Raw genomic sequence first — 15,448 nt, 5'->3', positions numbered from 1 at the left:
AATGGCGGATGCAACACCATTGACAGATGAGTACTGGATGCAGTTTGCCTACGAGCAAGCTGCTATTGCAGCTTCGAAACAGGAGATTCCTGTCGGTGCGATTATTGTCAGTCAAAATCAAATTATTGGTGCGGGCTATAATGCGCCCATTTCTTTAAATGACCCCACTGCCCATGCTGAAGTTCAGGCATTACGCCAAGCCTGTGCTCATTTGAAGAATTACCGACTTCCAGACGACTCGGTTCTGTATGTTACTTTAGAGCCTTGTACCATGTGTGTCGGGGCTTTAATTCATGCACGAATTTCCAAAGTAGTGTTTGGTGCAACTGAACCAAAAGCAGGTTCCTTGATCAGTGCGCGCAAGTTATTCGAAACAGGTTATTATAATCATCAGTTTGATTTTGAAGCTGGATGTTTAAATGAGCACTGTTCTAAACAGCTCAGTGATTTTTTTAAAATGCGGCGTGAGCAAAAACGGCTACAGAGATTACAAGAAAAGTCTTTAAATGATCAGAATCATTAATTCAAATCATGTAAAATAAAATGACAATAAGTATTGTCAATTAAAATTTAGGATAAATCATGAATTCCATTCAGGTAAAAAAAGAATTTAACGCACCCATCGATCAGGTTTTTGATTTGTTATCAAAACATTCAACTTATAATATAGCCTTTGCACCGATTCAGGTAGAACGAATTAAAGACTCTGCAGATCCTGAACGTCCAGATGGTATTGGTTCAGTACGCCGTATGGGTTTTGGCCCCATAAAACCGCTGCAAGAACAAATTACTTTGCTGGAACCTAATGAGCGCATCGAATATCAGATTATTAAAAATCCTTTGGTGAAACATCATTTAGGGATTATTGAGTTTGAGCAAAAAGATACTGATAAAACTTTAGTGACTTACACTATTGAATTGCAGGCACGCGCGCCCTTTGTAAGTAAATTAATCCTTGCACAGCTTAAATCTGCGATTAAACTAGGTTTTTCGAAACTCGCTAAAACTGTATAGCATAAAGTGGAAAATTAATGACAGTTCAAATTATTACTATCGATGGTCCAAGTGGTTCTGGAAAGGGCACACTTGCGGCTAAACTGGCATCGCACTATCAATTTCATTTACTGGATTCTGGTGCTTTATATCGTTTGCTAGGGCTGTCATTACATCAACAAGAGTTGTTGGATTGCTTGGATTCAGCGCTTGAAAAGTGCGTTAAAATTGCAACAAATTTAGACATAAAATTTGTTACAACTGAAACGGGTACTCAAGTTCAACTTGATGACGAAGATGTAACTCAAACCATTCGTACAGAACGGGTGGGTGAATTTGCTTCAAAAGTTGCTGCAATTCCTGAACTTAGAGTGGCACTTTTTGAACGTCAGCGTGCTTTTGCACAGGAACCGGGCTTGGTTGCAGATGGTCGTGACATGGCGACTTCTATTTTTCCGGAAGCCCAAGCCAAGATTTACCTGACTGCTTCGGCTGAATCCCGAGCGGCACGACGTGTAAAGCAGTTGCAGGGTATGGGGCTAGATGTTAAAATAAGCGACATTTTAGCTAATATACAAGCTCGAGACAAACGGGATATGGAGCGCACGGTCGCTCCACTCAAGCCAGCAGCAGATGCTTATATCATCGATAGTTCAGAATTGGGCATAGATGAGGTATTCAAGTTGATGACCAATTTTGTCGAAAAGCAATTAGCCATTTAAAGAATTTTCAGCCAAAGCATAGCTAGATCAGTTTATTACGGACTATGTGGAAGCTTTATTAAACCGGCCTTGTCTGATCCAAGACCGCTGACTTTATCAGGTATATCATGACCGAATCTTTTGCAGCCCTCTTTGAAGAAAGCGAATTAAACCTCAACGTTGAAAAGGGTGCTGTCATCCAAGGCGTTGTCGTAAGCATCGACTCTGACTGGGTAACAGTTGACACTGGCCTTAAATCAGAAGGTATTGTTGACCGCGCTGAATTCTTAAACGACCAACGTGAACTTGAAGTTCAAGTTGGTGATACTGTTGATGTTGTTGTTGAAGCTCTTGACAACGGTATGGGTCAAACAGTTTTATCACGTGAAAAAGCTAAACGTGCTGAAACTTGGACTAAACTTGAAAAAATCTTTGAAGACGGCGAAATCGTTACTGGTGTTATCTCTGGTAAAGTTAAAGGCGGTTTCACAGTGGACATCGGTCCAGTACGTGCGTTCTTACCAGGTTCTTTGGTAGACACTCGTCCTATCCGTGACACAACTCACCTTGAAGGTAAAGAGTTAGAATTCAAAGTAATCAAACTTGATGCTAAACGTAATAACGTTGTTGTATCTCGTCGTGCTGTGATGGAAGCTGAATCTTCAGCTGACCGTGAAGCTCTTCTTGCTCAGCTTGAAGAAGGCCAAACAGTTACTGGTACGATTAAAAATCTTACTGATTACGGCGCATTCGTTGACCTTGGCGGTATTGATGGTCTTCTTCACATCACTGATATGGCTTGGAAACGCATCAAGCATCCTTCAGAAGTTGTGGAAGTGGGTCAAGAAGTTACTGTTAAAGTACTTAAATTTGACCGTGAACGTAACCGCGTATCTTTAGGCCTTAAACAATTAGGCGAAGATCCATGGTTAGCGATCATGAACCGTTACCCTAAAGGTTCAATCGTTAAAGCGCGCGTAACTAACCTGACTGATTACGGTTGTTTCGCTGAAATCGCTGAAGGCGTTGAAGGTTTAGTACACGTTTCAGAAATGGATCACACTAACAAAAACATCCACCCATCTAAAGTTGTTCAGATTGGCGACGAAGTTGATGTTATGGTTCTTGAAGTTGATGAAGAACGTCGTCGTATTTCTCTTGGTATTAAACAAACTCGTGCTAACCCATGGGAAGAGTTTGCTAAAGACCACGACAAAGGCGAAAAAGTATCAGGTACGATTAAATCAATCACTGATTTCGGTATCTTCATCGGTTTACCAGGTGGTATCGACGGTCTAGTTCACTTGTCTGATATTTCTTGGAACGAACAAGGCGAAGAAGCGATTCGTCGTTACAAGAAAGGTGACACTGTTGAAGCGGTTATCTTGTCTGTAGATGCTGAAGGCAACCGTATCAGCCTTGGTATCAAACAAATGAACAATGATCCGTTCAATGATTTCTTGGCAACTAACGAACGCGGTGCTTTGGTTAAAGGTACTGTGACTGCTGTTGACGCTAAAGGCGCAACCGTTAAGTTAGCTGACGAAGTTGAAGCGTCTCTTAAAGCTTCTGAAATCAACCGTGATCGCGTTGAAGATGCAACTAAATTCTTGGAAGTTGGTCAAGAAGTTGAAGCTAAAATCATCAACGTAGATCGTAAATCACGCTCTATCAACTTGTCTATCAAAGCGAAAGACGAAGCTGAAGAGAAAGAAGCAGTTGCTAACTTGAAAACAGCAACAACTTCTACAGAAAATGGTCCTAAGACTATTGGTGATTTGATCAAAGCTCAAATGGGCAACTAAGTAGGCGTTAAAATGTATTGTTAATGTAAATTAATTAATACTTTTTACACAAATACTGTAAACGGTAGCGTAGTATTAACTTATTGCGCTACCGTTTTGTATTTAAACGCGTTATTATCGGATCATCTACAAAGTAGCTTGATAATTAAAGAGGTCGCAGATGACTACGGAAGCACTGAATAAGTCTGACTTAATAGAGCGAATTTCCCTTAAAAATCCACACTTAGCAGAACCTTTGGTCGAAGAAGCTGTTAAAATTATGATTGATCAAATGATAGCTGCTCTATCATCAGATAATCGTATTGAGATTCGTGGTTTTGGTAGTTTTGCTTTGCATCACCGTGATCCACGTGTGGGGCGTAATCCTAAAACAGGAAAGTCTGTTGAAGTGGCTGCAAAAGCAGTTCCTCACTTTAAACCGGGTAAGGCGTTGCGTGATGCAGTAAACGAATCTGCTCAGTAAGAAAAATTCCAAAAGGGGTATCTATGCGTTACGTATTGGTCGCTTTGCTTATTGTACTGTTTGGCTATTCACTGGCTTTAGTTTTACAAAATGGTACTGAACTAAGTGTAGATCTGCTATTTACTCAAGTTCCTGCTATGCGTTTAGGCTTATTGTTATTACTTACTTTGGCTTTGGGTGTGGTGTTGGGTTTATTGTTAGGTGTGCAAATCTTCCGAGTATTTCAAAATAGTTGGGAAATTAAACGATTGCGTAAAGACATTGAATATCTCCGGAAAGAGCAAATTCAAACTGCCCAATTGGCTGCTGCTGAAGCTGCAGCTCATACTAGGCATGAAAAAACTGTATTAGATATTACCAACGAAAATAAAAGCCCATTATAATGGGCTTTCTTTTTGTCTGACCGAAGGTAAATTCTCTTGAGTATCATTGTTGCACTGGATGCTAAAAGCCAATATGACGCGTTAACCATTGCAGAGCAATTAGACCCTGCTTTATGTCGAGTAAAAGTTGGGAAAGAGTTATTTACCCATGAAGGTCCAAGTGTAGTTAAGGCACTGCACGAAAAAGGCTTTGAGGTTTTCTTGGATTTAAAATTCCATGATATTCCAAATACGACTGCACAAGCCGTATGCGCAGCAGCAGATCTTGGTGTGTGGATGGTGAACGTACACGCATCAGGTGGTCGTAAGATGATGGAGACCTGTGTAGAGCGTTTAAAAGTGGGTAATTATAATACTCAACTTATTGCTGTAACTGTGTTGACTTCAATGGGTCGTGAGGACTTAAAAGATATCGGTTTGGATATTGAACCATCTGAACAAGTAAAACGTCTTGCTAAGCTCACTCAAGACAGTGGTCTGGATGGTGTGGTCTGTTCAGCTCAAGAAGCAAAGATGCTCCGTGAGACATTAGGTCAGGATTTTGCTTTAGTGACACCGGGTATTCGCCCAGCGGGTTCTAATGCAGATGATCAAAAACGTATTGTGACACCAAAACAGGCGATGCTTGATGGTTCAACGCATTTGGTGATTGGTCGCCCAATTACTCAATCAGCAAACCCAAGTCAAACCTTGCGTGATATTTTGGCGACGTTATAATTCTGTGCATACGACAAAAAGCCTTTCAAGTGAAAGGCTTTTTTTATACATTAAGAAAGTGAAAATAACAATTAAAGGAAAAATGATGACTACATCTGAACATTCACCAGAAATAGTACAGAATGACATGATTCAAAATGTTCAACAGCTTCAACAACAAGAACAGCAGCAACAGCAGACAGGTTCGGTAGATTGGACATCAGGGGTTGACGTTATTGGTCTAGCATCTGATGTAATTAGTCTTGCTTCGGATGTCATTGAAACAGTAAGTGATTCATTGGGTAGTATTGATTTGAGTTTGTAGACTCTTAATTAATCTACACTCTTCCTAAATCCCCCTTTCATAAAGGAGGAATTTCTCCTTCCTGTGCAAGTTTTAAAGTAATGCTTTGAAACACAGCGTAAGAAGGGGGAAGGGGTTTTAAATCGCCGCCAATACACTGACCACTACAGGTGCCAATACTGATAAAATAAAACCACTGACCATAGCGTGTGGGATAAACTCCTTGCCACAGGCTTGTTTGACCATAGGTAGAGTGACATCCATAGCAGTTGCTGCAGCGGATGAAATGGCTGACCGAGGATAGCGCCAGCCAATGCTATACATCAAGAGAATCGCAATAATTTCTCTGAATAGATCATTCATCAGTGCAATGCTACCAAGCTCGGCATTTTTTAATTCAGTTACCACAATACCTGTCATGGAATAAAAACCATAACCCTGTGACAGCATAATCAGGTCTTTGAGACTAATGTCTTTCACAATTGCTGCGGTAAAAAAGGCACCTGCTAATGAACCAACAATACACCCCATGGGTACAAGCATAATTCTCCAGTTTAGCCATGAACGGTCGAGTGGGGAGTAGGCTAAATCCAAACCAATCAAGAACATGAAGATGAGCAATAGATCCCATGTACTCACATACAAGCTATAATCAAAATGATTAAAAATTTCAGCCAGTCCATAACCTAATGCGAGTGCAATAAAAGCATAACTAATATTAAGCAGCGATTTAACCAATAGTGCTGCGGATACTTTACCTTGCGTGGGTTGATAGCCAATACTTTTAAACAAGATATAGCAGCAGAGAAAAGCACCCAGTGATGTTGCAATCGAGAGGATGAGTGCATGAGATAAAATCTGTAGAGGGCTGCTTATACTGTGTAATGTTTGAGAAAATTCAATCGCGATGGTAATGAGTAGAATATAAGTAAAATAAGGTAGAACTTTAAAAGCTAAGCTTTCTAGCCATTTCGGAAGTTTACGGGCAAGAACAAAGCCAAGGAATAAACAGATAAGAAGTTGGATGATCAACCAAAGCGATTGCATACAAAAAGTCGGCAGGTGAAAAGACACCTGCTTATTATGATCATTAAGTATTTAGGCTGCACGACTTCCAGATGTTTTATTTAGCAACCGGTAATCTGCGGGATTAAGTTTTTTGGTTTTTAACCAGTATTTCCATGTATAGGTGGGCCATAGCGCAAAGTTTTTACCTCCATCTTGCTGATACCAACTGACACATCCAGATTGCCAAATAGTTCCATTAAGAAGGCTTTGTACCTCTACATTAAATTGATCTTGCACTTGGTCTTTCACCACAATGGCATGGCTATGGGACTGTTTGACTAACTGAATCATTTGTAAGATGTAATTGACCTGTGACTCAATCATAAAGATGACAGAGTTATGCGCCAGAACTGTATTGGGTCCTAAAAGTTGGAATAAATTTGGAAAATGTTTGGTACAAATGCCATAAAAGCTTTCTGCGCCCTCATGCCAAGCTTCTCGTAAATCGAGTCCATTTTCTCCTGTGCATTTAAATGATTTTAAATAGATACGTGGGTCTGTGATAAAGCCTGTACCATAAATCAGGCAATCAATCTGACGTTCTTTACCATCTTTGCTAATAATACTGTTAGGAGTTAGTTCTTGAATGTTATCGGTAACGAGTTCGACATTGCGTCGATTGAAGGTTGGATAGTACTTATTAGAAACTAAAATACGCTTACAGCCCATAATATAATCAGGCGTGAGCTTTTGAACCAGGTTTTTATCTTTCACTTGGTATTTAATATAGGCTTCTGCGAGTTTTTGGGTGTATTTCATCACGGTTGGTTTAACTATGGGAATTACACGCGATTCATTTGACCAATAGAGACGTGTGCGATGCAGTTTTCTAAACCAATCAAACTTATCAAACAGCTTTTTTTCCAAACTTGAATAATTACGTTCATCTCGTGGAATGACCCAGGCTGCGGTACGTTGAAACACATACAGTTGCTTTACTTTGGAGGCAATTTCAGGAATATATTGAATGGCGCTACCACCCGTACCGAGGGATGCAACATTTTTATTGCTGAGGTCATATTGATGATCCCATTGCGATGAATGAAAAACTTTACCCTGAAACTTTTCAATGCCTTTGATTTGTGGAATTTGCGGAACATGTAGAGGGCCAGATGCGAAAACAACAAATTGAGCCATCAGGGTTGTGTCATTGTTTAATGTCAGCTTCCAGTCACAACTTTGTTGATTGTATTCAGCAGCTAGAACTTCACAGTTAAATTCGCAATATTTTTTTAAATCATATTTTTGAGTCAAACTGTGGATATAGGCAAAAATTTCAGCTGCGTCAGCATAGCGCTTGGACCAATCACTTTTAGGGATAAAAGAAAGTGAATACATATGCGATTGCACATCACAGGCTGCACCCGGGTATTGATTCTCGCGCCAAGTCCCCCCGACATCATTGGCTTTTTCTAAAATGACGAAATCTTGAATATTATTTTGTAATAAACGAATGGCCATTGCCAAGCCACCAAATCCTGCGCCAATAATGGCAACTTGAGTTTGTTGTGGTGGTTGCCTGCTTTGAGTTGTATCACGCATTTTTTATTTGCCTTATAGGTCTATTTTTATATAGCTTAAATGAATAGGTAAATCCGCAACATGATAGGTATGACAAAAAAATTGATAGATTCGGCAATTTGCAAAAGTGAAATTTTATAGTAAAAACTGTCATATTCTTTTAATTTGACAATGTTATGAAACGATCAATTCTTGGCTTGATGTATTTAATTCAAGGCATGCGTAAAGCTGGGGTTGCAGTCGATCAAAAACTTCAAAGTATTGGTCTGCGTGCTGACGCATTGGATCCAAGTTCAATTATTCATCCAAGTTTGGAGTGGGACGTCTTAAAAGTCATCGGGCAAGATGTTGCGCCCGAAAAAGGGTTATTTATTGGGCAGCATTATGCACTTGCTGGCTATGGCCCTTTACTGATGCTGTTGGTGACCAGTGATAATGTACGTATAGCTTTAGAGCAAGGTATTTTGTATCAATCTTTAACTCATTTAACTGGAGCTTTAAGCTTGAAATATACAGAGCATAAAGTTGCTTTGTGTTATGAGCCGCATGATTTAAATAGTGATCTGGGTTTACTGCGGGCGCAATGTGAAATTTCAGGGACCTATAAATTTATTCAAGATCTTTATAAAATGATGGGATTGAGCATTCCTCAAATTCATATTGATTTGCCATTTTTACAACCAGAAAACCAAGAGTCCTTAAAAAACTATTATGATTACTACGGTCTAGAGTTACGGTTTGGTTCGAAGTGTGCAGAATTCTGGTTCGATAATGCCGTACTGAATGTTTCGCTTCCATCCGCAGATAAAATGACTTTTAAAATCTATGAAAGTAAATGTATAGCGGAGTTAGAACGCTTAAAAGTGGATCAACAAATACCTTCATTGGTGCAACGTGTACAAGATTATTTAGAGTTACAGCAAGGTGTAATGCCAACCATGGCAGAAACAGCGCAAGCGCTGCAAATTCCAGAGCGAACTTTGCGCCATCAATTGCAACAATTACAAAGCAGCTATAAGCAAATACGTGAACAACTGATTAAAGACAAAGCACTAAGGCTGATAGAGTATAAAGAATATTCTATTGAAATGATTGCAGAGTTACTGGGCTATTCCGAGCCAGCGGCTTTTAATCATGCCTTTAAAAGATGGTTTGGATATAGTCCACGCCAGTACTTTAAATAGCCTAAGTTTATTAATGCCAAAGTGTTATATATTCCATCCCAAACTTCGCTATACTTTGAATAGCCTAAAATAGTATCCAATCATATGTCAGACTTAAATTCTAAGCACAGCACCGCCTTTATTCCTTTGTCACCTGCAGAACGTTATGCGCAAGCGATCTCTTCTGGTCAGTTCATGCCGGATGATGCACAGGCACAAGCTGTCCATGAGTTAGATCGTGTTTGGCAAGAACTGCTGCAGCGTTTTAAGGCATCAAAAAAAGCTTTCCGTCGCTTCCGTCGTCAAACTTCTCCTAAAGGTGTCTATATGTGGGGTGGTGTAGGGCGTGGAAAAACCTGGTTGATGGATCAGTTTTTCGATTCGATTCCTTTTCGTCGCAAAATGCGCATGCATTTCCATCATTTTATGCAGCATGTGCATCGTGAATTAAACAAATTATCAGGACAGCGTAATCCACTTGAGTTGGTGGCTGATCAAATATACCAACAAGCCGTGGTGATTTGTTTTGATGAATTCTTTGTATCTAATGTTACAGATGCGATGATTCTAAGTGAATTGTTCCAAAAATTATTTGATCGCGGGATTACCCTGGTTGCAACATCGAACATTGCCCCAGACGGTCTGTATAAAAATGGGATTCACCGTGACCGTTTCATCCCCACCATTGAGATGGTGAAAAAGAACTGTGCAATTTTAAATGTCGATGCGGGGGTAGATTATCGTTTACGAGTACTTAAACAGGCGCAATTGTTTAAATCTCCACTGACGCATGATCATAAAAACTGGATCGCCCAGCGTTTTACTGCTTTGACTCAAACTCAAAAAATTTCTCAAGAACCGATTATTATTAATAATCGTATTGTGGAAACAGTTGGGCATACTGAAGACGTTTTATGGTGCGAATTTTCAGAATTGTGTTTCAAACCACGCAGTCCGGCAGACTTTATTGAAATCGCCAATATCTACAACACCGTGCTGGTGAGTAACGTTCCGCATTTAACAGACTACTTGTCGGAAGGCGCACGTCGTTTTATTTATCTGGTCGATGAGTTTTATGATCGTGGCGTAAAACTGTTATTAACCTCTGAAGATTCAATTATTGAAATTTATCAAGGTGAAAAATTGGCCTTTGAAATTGAACGTACGCGTTCACGTTTGCTGGAAATGCAGTCCGATGAGTATCTGAATGCGGAGCATAAGCTTATACAAAATATAGAATCACCAACAAATTAAAAGCAGGCGCCAGAAATGGCGCTTTTTTATTACTAAAAAAATGTGTATTTTGTCGACATTTAGCCCTAGTCATTGTTTAAACTTTACTCTATAACTATACCAACGTCGGGTTTAAGTACTGTTTTTATCCATAAATCTGCACTTAAGTCTAATTTCGACATTTCAAAAACTTTATAAACTATAAAAAGGTATTCAAGTTGATGATGACACTGCATTTGTGAGCTATATTTTATTTAGTAATATGTATATTTATTTTATAAAAAATGATCACTATTTAGCAATGTGATAGTACTATTCAGCTAGATTTAAATCGGTATACTAGAATCTCTTGTTATAAAAAGTAGCAATATCAGGAAAGACAATGACTGCACGTATTCAAAAAGGCAAGTTAGCGATTGCTAAAGAACTTTACGATTTCATCGAAAATGAAGCATTACCAGGTTCTGGTTTAGACAGCGAAACATACTGGAAAAACTTTGAGCAAGTCGTTGTTGATCTTAGTCCCAAGAATAAGGCGCTTTTAGCTAAGCGTGAAGATCTTCAGGCTAAAATTGATGAATGGCACCGTAACAACAAATTTGAATTAGAAGCTTACAAAGCTTTCCTTACAGAAATTGGCTACTTATTACCAGAAGTAGAAGATTTCAAGATCAGCACAGAAAATGTCGACGAAGAAATCGCGCTTTTGGCTGGTCCACAACTTGTAGTACCTGTACGTAATGCACGTTATTGCTTGAACGCGGCAAATGCGCGTTGGGGTTCTTTATACGATGCACTTTATGGTTTCGACGTGATCCCTGAAGAAGATGGCGCGGAAAAAGGTAAGGGCTATAACCCGGTACGTGGTGAAAAAGTAATTGCATTCGCGAAAAATTTCTTAAATGAAACTTTCCCGCTGGCAAATGGTTCGCATGCAGATGCAACAAAATACACAGTTGAACATAATGCACTTGTTGTGACTTTAAAAGATGGTTCTACAACCACTTTAGCGCATCCAGCACAATTCGTGGGATATAACGGTGAAGCTGCTGCACCGAATGAAATCGTATTTAAAAATAATGGATTGCATGTAATTGTTGAAATTGATGCAACCAGTCCGATTGGACAAACAGATGCCGCTGGCGTTAAAGACTTAGTGCTTGAAGCAGCTGTAACCACTATCCAAGATTTAGAAGATTCGATTGCTGCAGTGGATGCAGAAGAAAAAGTAGAAGGCTACCGTAACTGGTTGGGTCTAATGCGTGGCACTTTAGAAGAGTCAATCGCAAAAAATGGTAAAACCGTTACCCGTTCGTTGAATAAAGATCGCACCCATAAAAACCTGATTAGTGGAGTGACCTCTATTCACGGTCGTTCACTCATGTTACTTCGTAATGTGGGTCATCTAATGACCAATCCAGCCATTCTTGTCGATGGTGCGGAAATTTATGAAGGCATCATGGATGCGTTGGTTACACCATTGTTGTCTTTTGCAGACATCAAAGGTGAAAACGAAATCAAGAACTCGCGTAAAGGTTCGATGTATATCGTTAAACCAAAAATGCATGGTCCTGAAGAAGTTGCTTTTGCGGTTGAGCTGTTTGAACGTGCTGAGCAAGCATTAGGTTTACCGGCTAAAACACTCAAAATCGGTATCATGGATGAAGAGCGTCGTACCTCTGTAAACTTAAAAAACTGTATCGCTCAAGCGAAAGACCGTACCATCTTCATTAACACGGGCTTCATGGATCGTACCGGTGATGAAATTCATACTTTCATGGAAGCTGGTCCTTTCGTTCGTAAAGGCGAAGTGAAATCTCAAATCTGGTTCCCGGCTTATGAGAACCGCAACGTGATGGTTGGCTTGAAAGCAGGCTTACGTGGTAAAGCACAAATTGGTAAAGGCATGTGGCCAAAACCGGATATGCTGCTTGACATGTACAAAACCAAAACTGAACATCCAGAAGCAGGTGCAAGCTGTGCATGGGTTCCATCACCTGCAGGTGCGGTCATTCACGCGATTCATTATCACCAAATTAATGTAGCAAGCCGTCAGCAAGACTTATTGGCGACTGAAGCATTACCTTTAGATGATTTGTTAACTCCGCCTTTAGCGAAAGACACTAATTGGTCTGAAGAAGAGAAAACCAAAGAACTTGAAAATAACTGTCAGGGTATTTTAGGTTACGTGGTTCGTTGGGTTGATTTGGGTGTCGGTTGTTCTAAAGTTCTCGATATCAACAACGTTGGTTTGATGGAAGACCGTGCAACTTTACGTATTTCTTCGCAACACGTTGCAAACTGGTTACGTCACGGTGTCGTAACGCGTGCGCAAGTTGAAGAAGTAATGCAGCGTATGGCGAAAATTGTGGATGAGCAAAATGCCAATGATCCGCTCTACACGCCAATGTCGAATGACTTTGAAAACAATATTGCATTTCAAGCCGCTTCTGACTTGATCTTTAAAGGTGGGGAACAGCCATCAGGTTATACAGAGCCGCTATTACATGCTGCTCGTTTAAAACTTAAAGGTTATACAGGTGACTAATCCTGTGAGCTGAATAAAAAGCCTCCTTGTGAGGCTTTTTTTGTATATGATCCACACATAATAATGGAGTATAAATCATGTATTTTTGGCGTACCGATCTACTCATTGAAGACTTAAAACAAAATCGTGTCACTTACGCCGACTTTAAGAATTATTATTTGGTCAGCAGTATTTTAATTTTGTTAAGCTTTTTCGCTTTAAGTCAGGCTGAAACTGAAGATCTAAAAATAAGTTTAGCATCGTTAATCATTAATATAGGTTTGTTAATCACTTGGATTAATGCCATATTTATGGCTAATGGCGGTGAAAACGGCCACGCATTTTTAAATCGTTTTATTGCGCTTTATTTACCTATTACCATTAAAATCACTGTCTTTGCAATTGTGGCGATGATTTGTTTTGAACTTATTTTTAATATTTTTAAAATTCGGTTTAATGAAGCTCAACTGGCACATATTGATGCGATTAAAAGTGCTGGAGTGGACATGGCCACTTCATTTTTAATTTACTGGCGTATCTGTGTGGCCATCAAAAAAGTAAACAGTTAATTTTGATTAGCGAATAATTAAATCTAGCTTCAAAATATATCTTACACAGTGGTTTTTTCGGTTATAGGGCAGGTCAACCAGGTAAATCCTTTAGAGGAAGTTTGAGTAGGGCGTCTTAATGCAGGTGATTTCGGAAGAATTAGGCTACAAATTGGCTAACGAATTCTAGCAAGCTAATGCAGTCAGAATGATACAGTTAAGGATATAATGGAGCCAGTTTTAATTTAATACCTATGCTATGTGCGCAAACTTCAAACCACTAACGCTTAAACAATTACAGGATTTAAATCTCCCAGAAATTCCTTTTGAATATTCGGAAGAGGTTTATCCGGGTTATGACTTGCCTTTATTGTTCAAATCAGCGCAGGGTCCGGAGTGGCGTAAAGTAATGTTTGGTCTGGTACCGAAATGGGCAGAAGATAACACGATTGCAAGTAAAACCTATAATGCCCGCAATGAGACCTTGTTTCAAAAACCTACTTTTAATAATGCATTGACGAAATATAAATTTGGTGTCATTCCAGTGACTGAGTTTTACGAGTCCAAATATTTTGATTATAAAGCACAGCGTTGGGGAGTGCGTCGGAAAGATGGTCAAGCTGTTTTTATTGCCGCACTTTACGAAATTTGTAAGATCGGGGACGAAGTGATTCGTTCAGCTACCATGATTACGATGGACGCAATTGACCATCCCATGATGAAAGAATTTCATGAACCTGGAAATATTAAACGCTCAGTGATTGTTATTCCTCACGAGCGTTTAAATGAATGGCTGAGTTGGAAGTCTCCAGATATCCGATCATTTGTTGAAGGGTTTCCTGTAAGTGAATTTGAATGTTCACATGTACCTAAAGTAAAAATCGAGAAAATAACTCCTCAACTGAATTTTTTTGATTAAATTTAAATTAACGTGCTAAATTTTTGAAAATATGCTTAAGGCTTTCCATCATTTTTTCAATTTGTAAGGGGGTTAAGCCATCAAAAGATTGTTCCAAAACCACATGGGTAAGGTCATTAATCTTTTGGGTCATTTGTTGCCCTTTGTCCGTTAACACCACACGAGTAATGCGGGCATCATCTTCACAAGAATAGGTTTCTACTAATCCTTCATCTTTTAAGCGATAAACAATTTTAGTCGTTGTTGACATCTTGGATACGACCATTCCTGATAAATCAGATACGCTGGCATGGGGTTTTGATTTTAAACAGAGCAAAATTCGTCGACGAGAATTATCTAAACCATATTTTTTTAAGGCATGATCGATGTTCTGTACATGTTGAGCATGTACTTGAGTAACCCAATAATATGGGAAATTATCTAAACTAAAATCTTCCACACACGGTAAAAATTTACTATATTTTTTTGTCATGAGGGTTATCCTTTTTTTAATTGTTGTAATTGTATTTTATTATTGTAACGGTATTTTTTAAATTTTTTGACTAAAACTGCCTGTCAAAAGATGTTTTAGTTAAAGTAAAGAGCGTTACTCCCCCTTAAGTTTTTTAGATTAAAATTAAATTAATGCGCTAAATTTTTGAAAATATGCTTAAGGCTTTCCATCATTTTTTCAATTTGTAATGGGGTTAAGCCTTCAAAAGACTGCTCCAAAACCACATTAGTCAAATCGTTAATTTTTTGGGTCATTTGTTGCCCTTTATCCGTTAATACCACACGAGTAATTCGGGCATCATCTTCACAAGAATAGGTTTCTACTAATCCTTCATCTTTTAAACGATAAACAATTTTAGTCGTTGTTGACATCTTGGACACGACCATTTCAGATAAATCAGATACACTTGCATGCGGTTTGAATTTTAGAGACAGCAAAATTCGTCGACGAGAATTATCTAAACCATATTTTTTTAAGACGTGATCGACATTTTGGACGTATTGAGCATGTACTTGGGTAATCCAATAATATGGAAAATTATCTAAACTAAAATTTTCCATAGAAGGTAAAAATTTACTGAATTTTTTTGTCATGGTAAAAGCTCCCCTAATTCATTGTTGTAATTGTAATT

At 39.0% G+C, this 15,448-nt stretch carries 17 protein-coding genes; 13 read left to right on the top strand and 4 right to left on the bottom strand.

All coding sequences use genetic code 11. The features are described from left to right. The first annotated feature begins 1 nt into the window (after position 1). The 8 genes from tadA (at position 2) to E0H89_RS08490 (ending at position 5,366) form a co-directional block, all read left to right on the top strand. Positions 2-523 carry a tRNA adenosine(34) deaminase TadA gene (gene tadA, locus E0H89_RS08525; RefSeq protein WP_131216213.1) on the top strand — a complete coding sequence of 174 codons (522 nt, stop codon included), beginning with the start codon at positions 2-4 and terminating at the stop codon, positions 521-523. 59 nt (positions 524-582) lie between these two features. Next, the gene (locus E0H89_RS08520; RefSeq protein WP_131216212.1) at positions 583-1,014 is read left to right on the top strand and encodes an SRPBCC family protein; all 432 of its coding nucleotides are present in this window, start codon (positions 583-585) and stop codon (positions 1,012-1,014) included. Positions 1,015-1,031: 17 nt separating this feature from the next. After that, the gene (gene cmk, locus E0H89_RS08515) at positions 1,032-1,715 is read left to right on the top strand and encodes a (d)CMP kinase (RefSeq protein WP_131216211.1); all 684 of its coding nucleotides are present in this window, start codon (positions 1,032-1,034) and stop codon (positions 1,713-1,715) included. Between the two features lie 107 nt (positions 1,716-1,822). After that, the gene (rpsA, locus tag E0H89_RS08510; RefSeq protein WP_131216210.1) at positions 1,823-3,499 is read left to right on the top strand and encodes a 30S ribosomal protein S1; all 1,677 of its coding nucleotides are present in this window, start codon (positions 1,823-1,825) and stop codon (positions 3,497-3,499) included. A 160-nt stretch (positions 3,500-3,659) separates the two neighbouring features. Continuing rightward, on the top strand, positions 3,660-3,962 hold the full coding sequence (locus E0H89_RS08505; protein ID WP_067726064.1) for an integration host factor subunit beta: 303 nt from the start codon (positions 3,660-3,662) through the stop codon (positions 3,960-3,962). A 23-nt stretch (positions 3,963-3,985) separates the two neighbouring features. Further along, positions 3,986-4,345, top strand: a complete 360-nt coding sequence (locus E0H89_RS08500; protein ID WP_131216209.1) for a lipopolysaccharide assembly protein LapA domain-containing protein — start codon at positions 3,986-3,988, stop codon at positions 4,343-4,345. Between the two features lie 36 nt (positions 4,346-4,381). After that, complete coding sequence (gene pyrF / locus E0H89_RS08495; RefSeq protein ID WP_131216208.1) at positions 4,382-5,062, top strand: orotidine-5'-phosphate decarboxylase; 681 nt, start codon at positions 4,382-4,384, stop codon at positions 5,060-5,062. An 85-nt stretch (positions 5,063-5,147) separates the two neighbouring features. Beyond that, complete coding sequence (locus E0H89_RS08490) at positions 5,148-5,366, top strand: hypothetical protein (RefSeq protein WP_131216207.1); 219 nt, start codon at positions 5,148-5,150, stop codon at positions 5,364-5,366. A gap of 117 nt (positions 5,367-5,483) precedes the next feature. Here E0H89_RS08490 and E0H89_RS08485 read toward each other — a convergent pair whose 3' ends face one another. Next, positions 5,484-6,392 (bottom strand): LysO family transporter, encoded by a 909-nt coding sequence (locus tag E0H89_RS08485; RefSeq protein ID WP_131216206.1) that lies wholly within the window; start codon positions 6,390-6,392, stop codon positions 5,484-5,486. 51 nt (positions 6,393-6,443) lie between these two features. Continuing rightward, positions 6,444-7,955, bottom strand: a complete 1,512-nt coding sequence (locus tag E0H89_RS08480) for a flavin-containing monooxygenase (protein ID WP_131216205.1) — start codon at positions 7,953-7,955, stop codon at positions 6,444-6,446. 155 nt (positions 7,956-8,110) lie between these two features. Here E0H89_RS08480 and E0H89_RS08475 point away from each other — a divergent pair, with 155 nt between their 5' ends. From E0H89_RS08475 to E0H89_RS08455, 5 genes are all read left to right on the top strand, one after another. After that, positions 8,111-9,118 (top strand): AraC family transcriptional regulator, encoded by a 1,008-nt coding sequence (locus tag E0H89_RS08475; protein WP_131216204.1) that lies wholly within the window; start codon positions 8,111-8,113, stop codon positions 9,116-9,118. Between the two features lie 84 nt (positions 9,119-9,202). Further along, positions 9,203-10,351 carry a cell division protein ZapE gene (zapE, locus tag E0H89_RS08470; protein WP_131216203.1) on the top strand — a complete coding sequence of 383 codons (1,149 nt, stop codon included), beginning with the start codon at positions 9,203-9,205 and terminating at the stop codon, positions 10,349-10,351. Positions 10,352-10,712: 361 nt separating this feature from the next. Beyond that, positions 10,713-12,878: a malate synthase G gene (locus E0H89_RS08465; protein WP_131216202.1), complete on the top strand. Its 2,166-nt coding sequence runs from the start codon at positions 10,713-10,715 to the stop codon at positions 12,876-12,878. Positions 12,879-12,955: 77 nt separating this feature from the next. Then, positions 12,956-13,426 (top strand): hypothetical protein, encoded by a 471-nt coding sequence (locus tag E0H89_RS08460; protein WP_131216201.1) that lies wholly within the window; start codon positions 12,956-12,958, stop codon positions 13,424-13,426. A 238-nt stretch (positions 13,427-13,664) separates the two neighbouring features. Beyond that, positions 13,665-14,324 (top strand): SOS response-associated peptidase, encoded by a 660-nt coding sequence (locus E0H89_RS08455; protein ID WP_131216200.1) that lies wholly within the window; start codon positions 13,665-13,667, stop codon positions 14,322-14,324. A gap of 7 nt (positions 14,325-14,331) precedes the next feature. Here the strand turns inward: E0H89_RS08455 and E0H89_RS08450 are convergent, their stop codons facing one another. Continuing rightward, a complete protein-coding gene (locus E0H89_RS08450) occupies positions 14,332-14,796 on the bottom strand; it encodes a MarR family winged helix-turn-helix transcriptional regulator (RefSeq protein ID WP_131216199.1) in 465 nt (154 codons plus the stop codon). 149 nt (positions 14,797-14,945) lie between these two features. Then, positions 14,946-15,410, bottom strand: coding sequence for a MarR family winged helix-turn-helix transcriptional regulator (locus tag E0H89_RS08445; RefSeq protein ID WP_131216198.1), 465 nt, complete (start codon positions 15,408-15,410; stop codon positions 14,946-14,948). Between the last annotated feature and the right edge of the window lie 38 nt (positions 15,411-15,448).

This window comes from Acinetobacter sp. ANC 3781 (assembly GCF_004331285.1).
In the GTDB taxonomy this organism is placed as follows: Bacteria; Pseudomonadota; Gammaproteobacteria; order Pseudomonadales; family Moraxellaceae; genus Acinetobacter.
Note: the sequence above shows the minus strand (reverse complement) of the source record. Positions and strands in the feature narration are given on the sequence as shown.

What these genes read in the sequence shown, in the direction of transcription:
- E0H89_RS08505 (WP_067726064.1), top strand. Translation starts at nt 3,660, where the DNA reads ATGACTACGGAAGCACTGAATAAGTCTGACTTAATAGAGCGAATTTCC.
- E0H89_RS08450 (WP_131216199.1), bottom strand. Translation starts at nt 14,796, where the DNA reads ATGACAAAAAAATATAGTAAATTTTTACCGTGTGTGGAAGATTTTAGT.
- E0H89_RS08475 (WP_131216204.1), top strand. Translation starts at nt 8,111, where the DNA reads ATGAAACGATCAATTCTTGGCTTGATGTATTTAATTCAAGGCATGCGT.
- E0H89_RS08480 (WP_131216205.1), bottom strand. Translation starts at nt 7,955, where the DNA reads ATGCGTGATACAACTCAAAGCAGGCAACCACCACAACAAACTCAAGTT.
- tadA (WP_131216213.1), top strand. Translation starts at nt 2, where the DNA reads ATGGCGGATGCAACACCATTGACAGATGAGTACTGGATGCAGTTTGCC.
- E0H89_RS08500 (WP_131216209.1), top strand. Translation starts at nt 3,986, where the DNA reads ATGCGTTACGTATTGGTCGCTTTGCTTATTGTACTGTTTGGCTATTCA.
- zapE (WP_131216203.1), top strand. Translation starts at nt 9,203, where the DNA reads ATGTCAGACTTAAATTCTAAGCACAGCACCGCCTTTATTCCTTTGTCA.
- E0H89_RS08465 (WP_131216202.1), top strand. Translation starts at nt 10,713, where the DNA reads ATGACTGCACGTATTCAAAAAGGCAAGTTAGCGATTGCTAAAGAACTT.
- E0H89_RS08485 (WP_131216206.1), bottom strand. Translation starts at nt 6,392, where the DNA reads ATGCAATCGCTTTGGTTGATCATCCAACTTCTTATCTGTTTATTCCTT.
- E0H89_RS08455 (WP_131216200.1), top strand. Translation starts at nt 13,665, where the DNA reads ATGTGCGCAAACTTCAAACCACTAACGCTTAAACAATTACAGGATTTA.
- E0H89_RS08520 (WP_131216212.1), top strand. Translation starts at nt 583, where the DNA reads ATGAATTCCATTCAGGTAAAAAAAGAATTTAACGCACCCATCGATCAG.
- E0H89_RS08490 (WP_131216207.1), top strand. Translation starts at nt 5,148, where the DNA reads ATGACTACATCTGAACATTCACCAGAAATAGTACAGAATGACATGATT.
- E0H89_RS08460 (WP_131216201.1), top strand. Translation starts at nt 12,956, where the DNA reads ATGTATTTTTGGCGTACCGATCTACTCATTGAAGACTTAAAACAAAAT.
- cmk (WP_131216211.1), top strand. Translation starts at nt 1,032, where the DNA reads ATGACAGTTCAAATTATTACTATCGATGGTCCAAGTGGTTCTGGAAAG.
- E0H89_RS08445 (WP_131216198.1), bottom strand. Translation starts at nt 15,410, where the DNA reads ATGACAAAAAAATTCAGTAAATTTTTACCTTCTATGGAAAATTTTAGT.
- rpsA (WP_131216210.1), top strand. Translation starts at nt 1,823, where the DNA reads ATGACCGAATCTTTTGCAGCCCTCTTTGAAGAAAGCGAATTAAACCTC.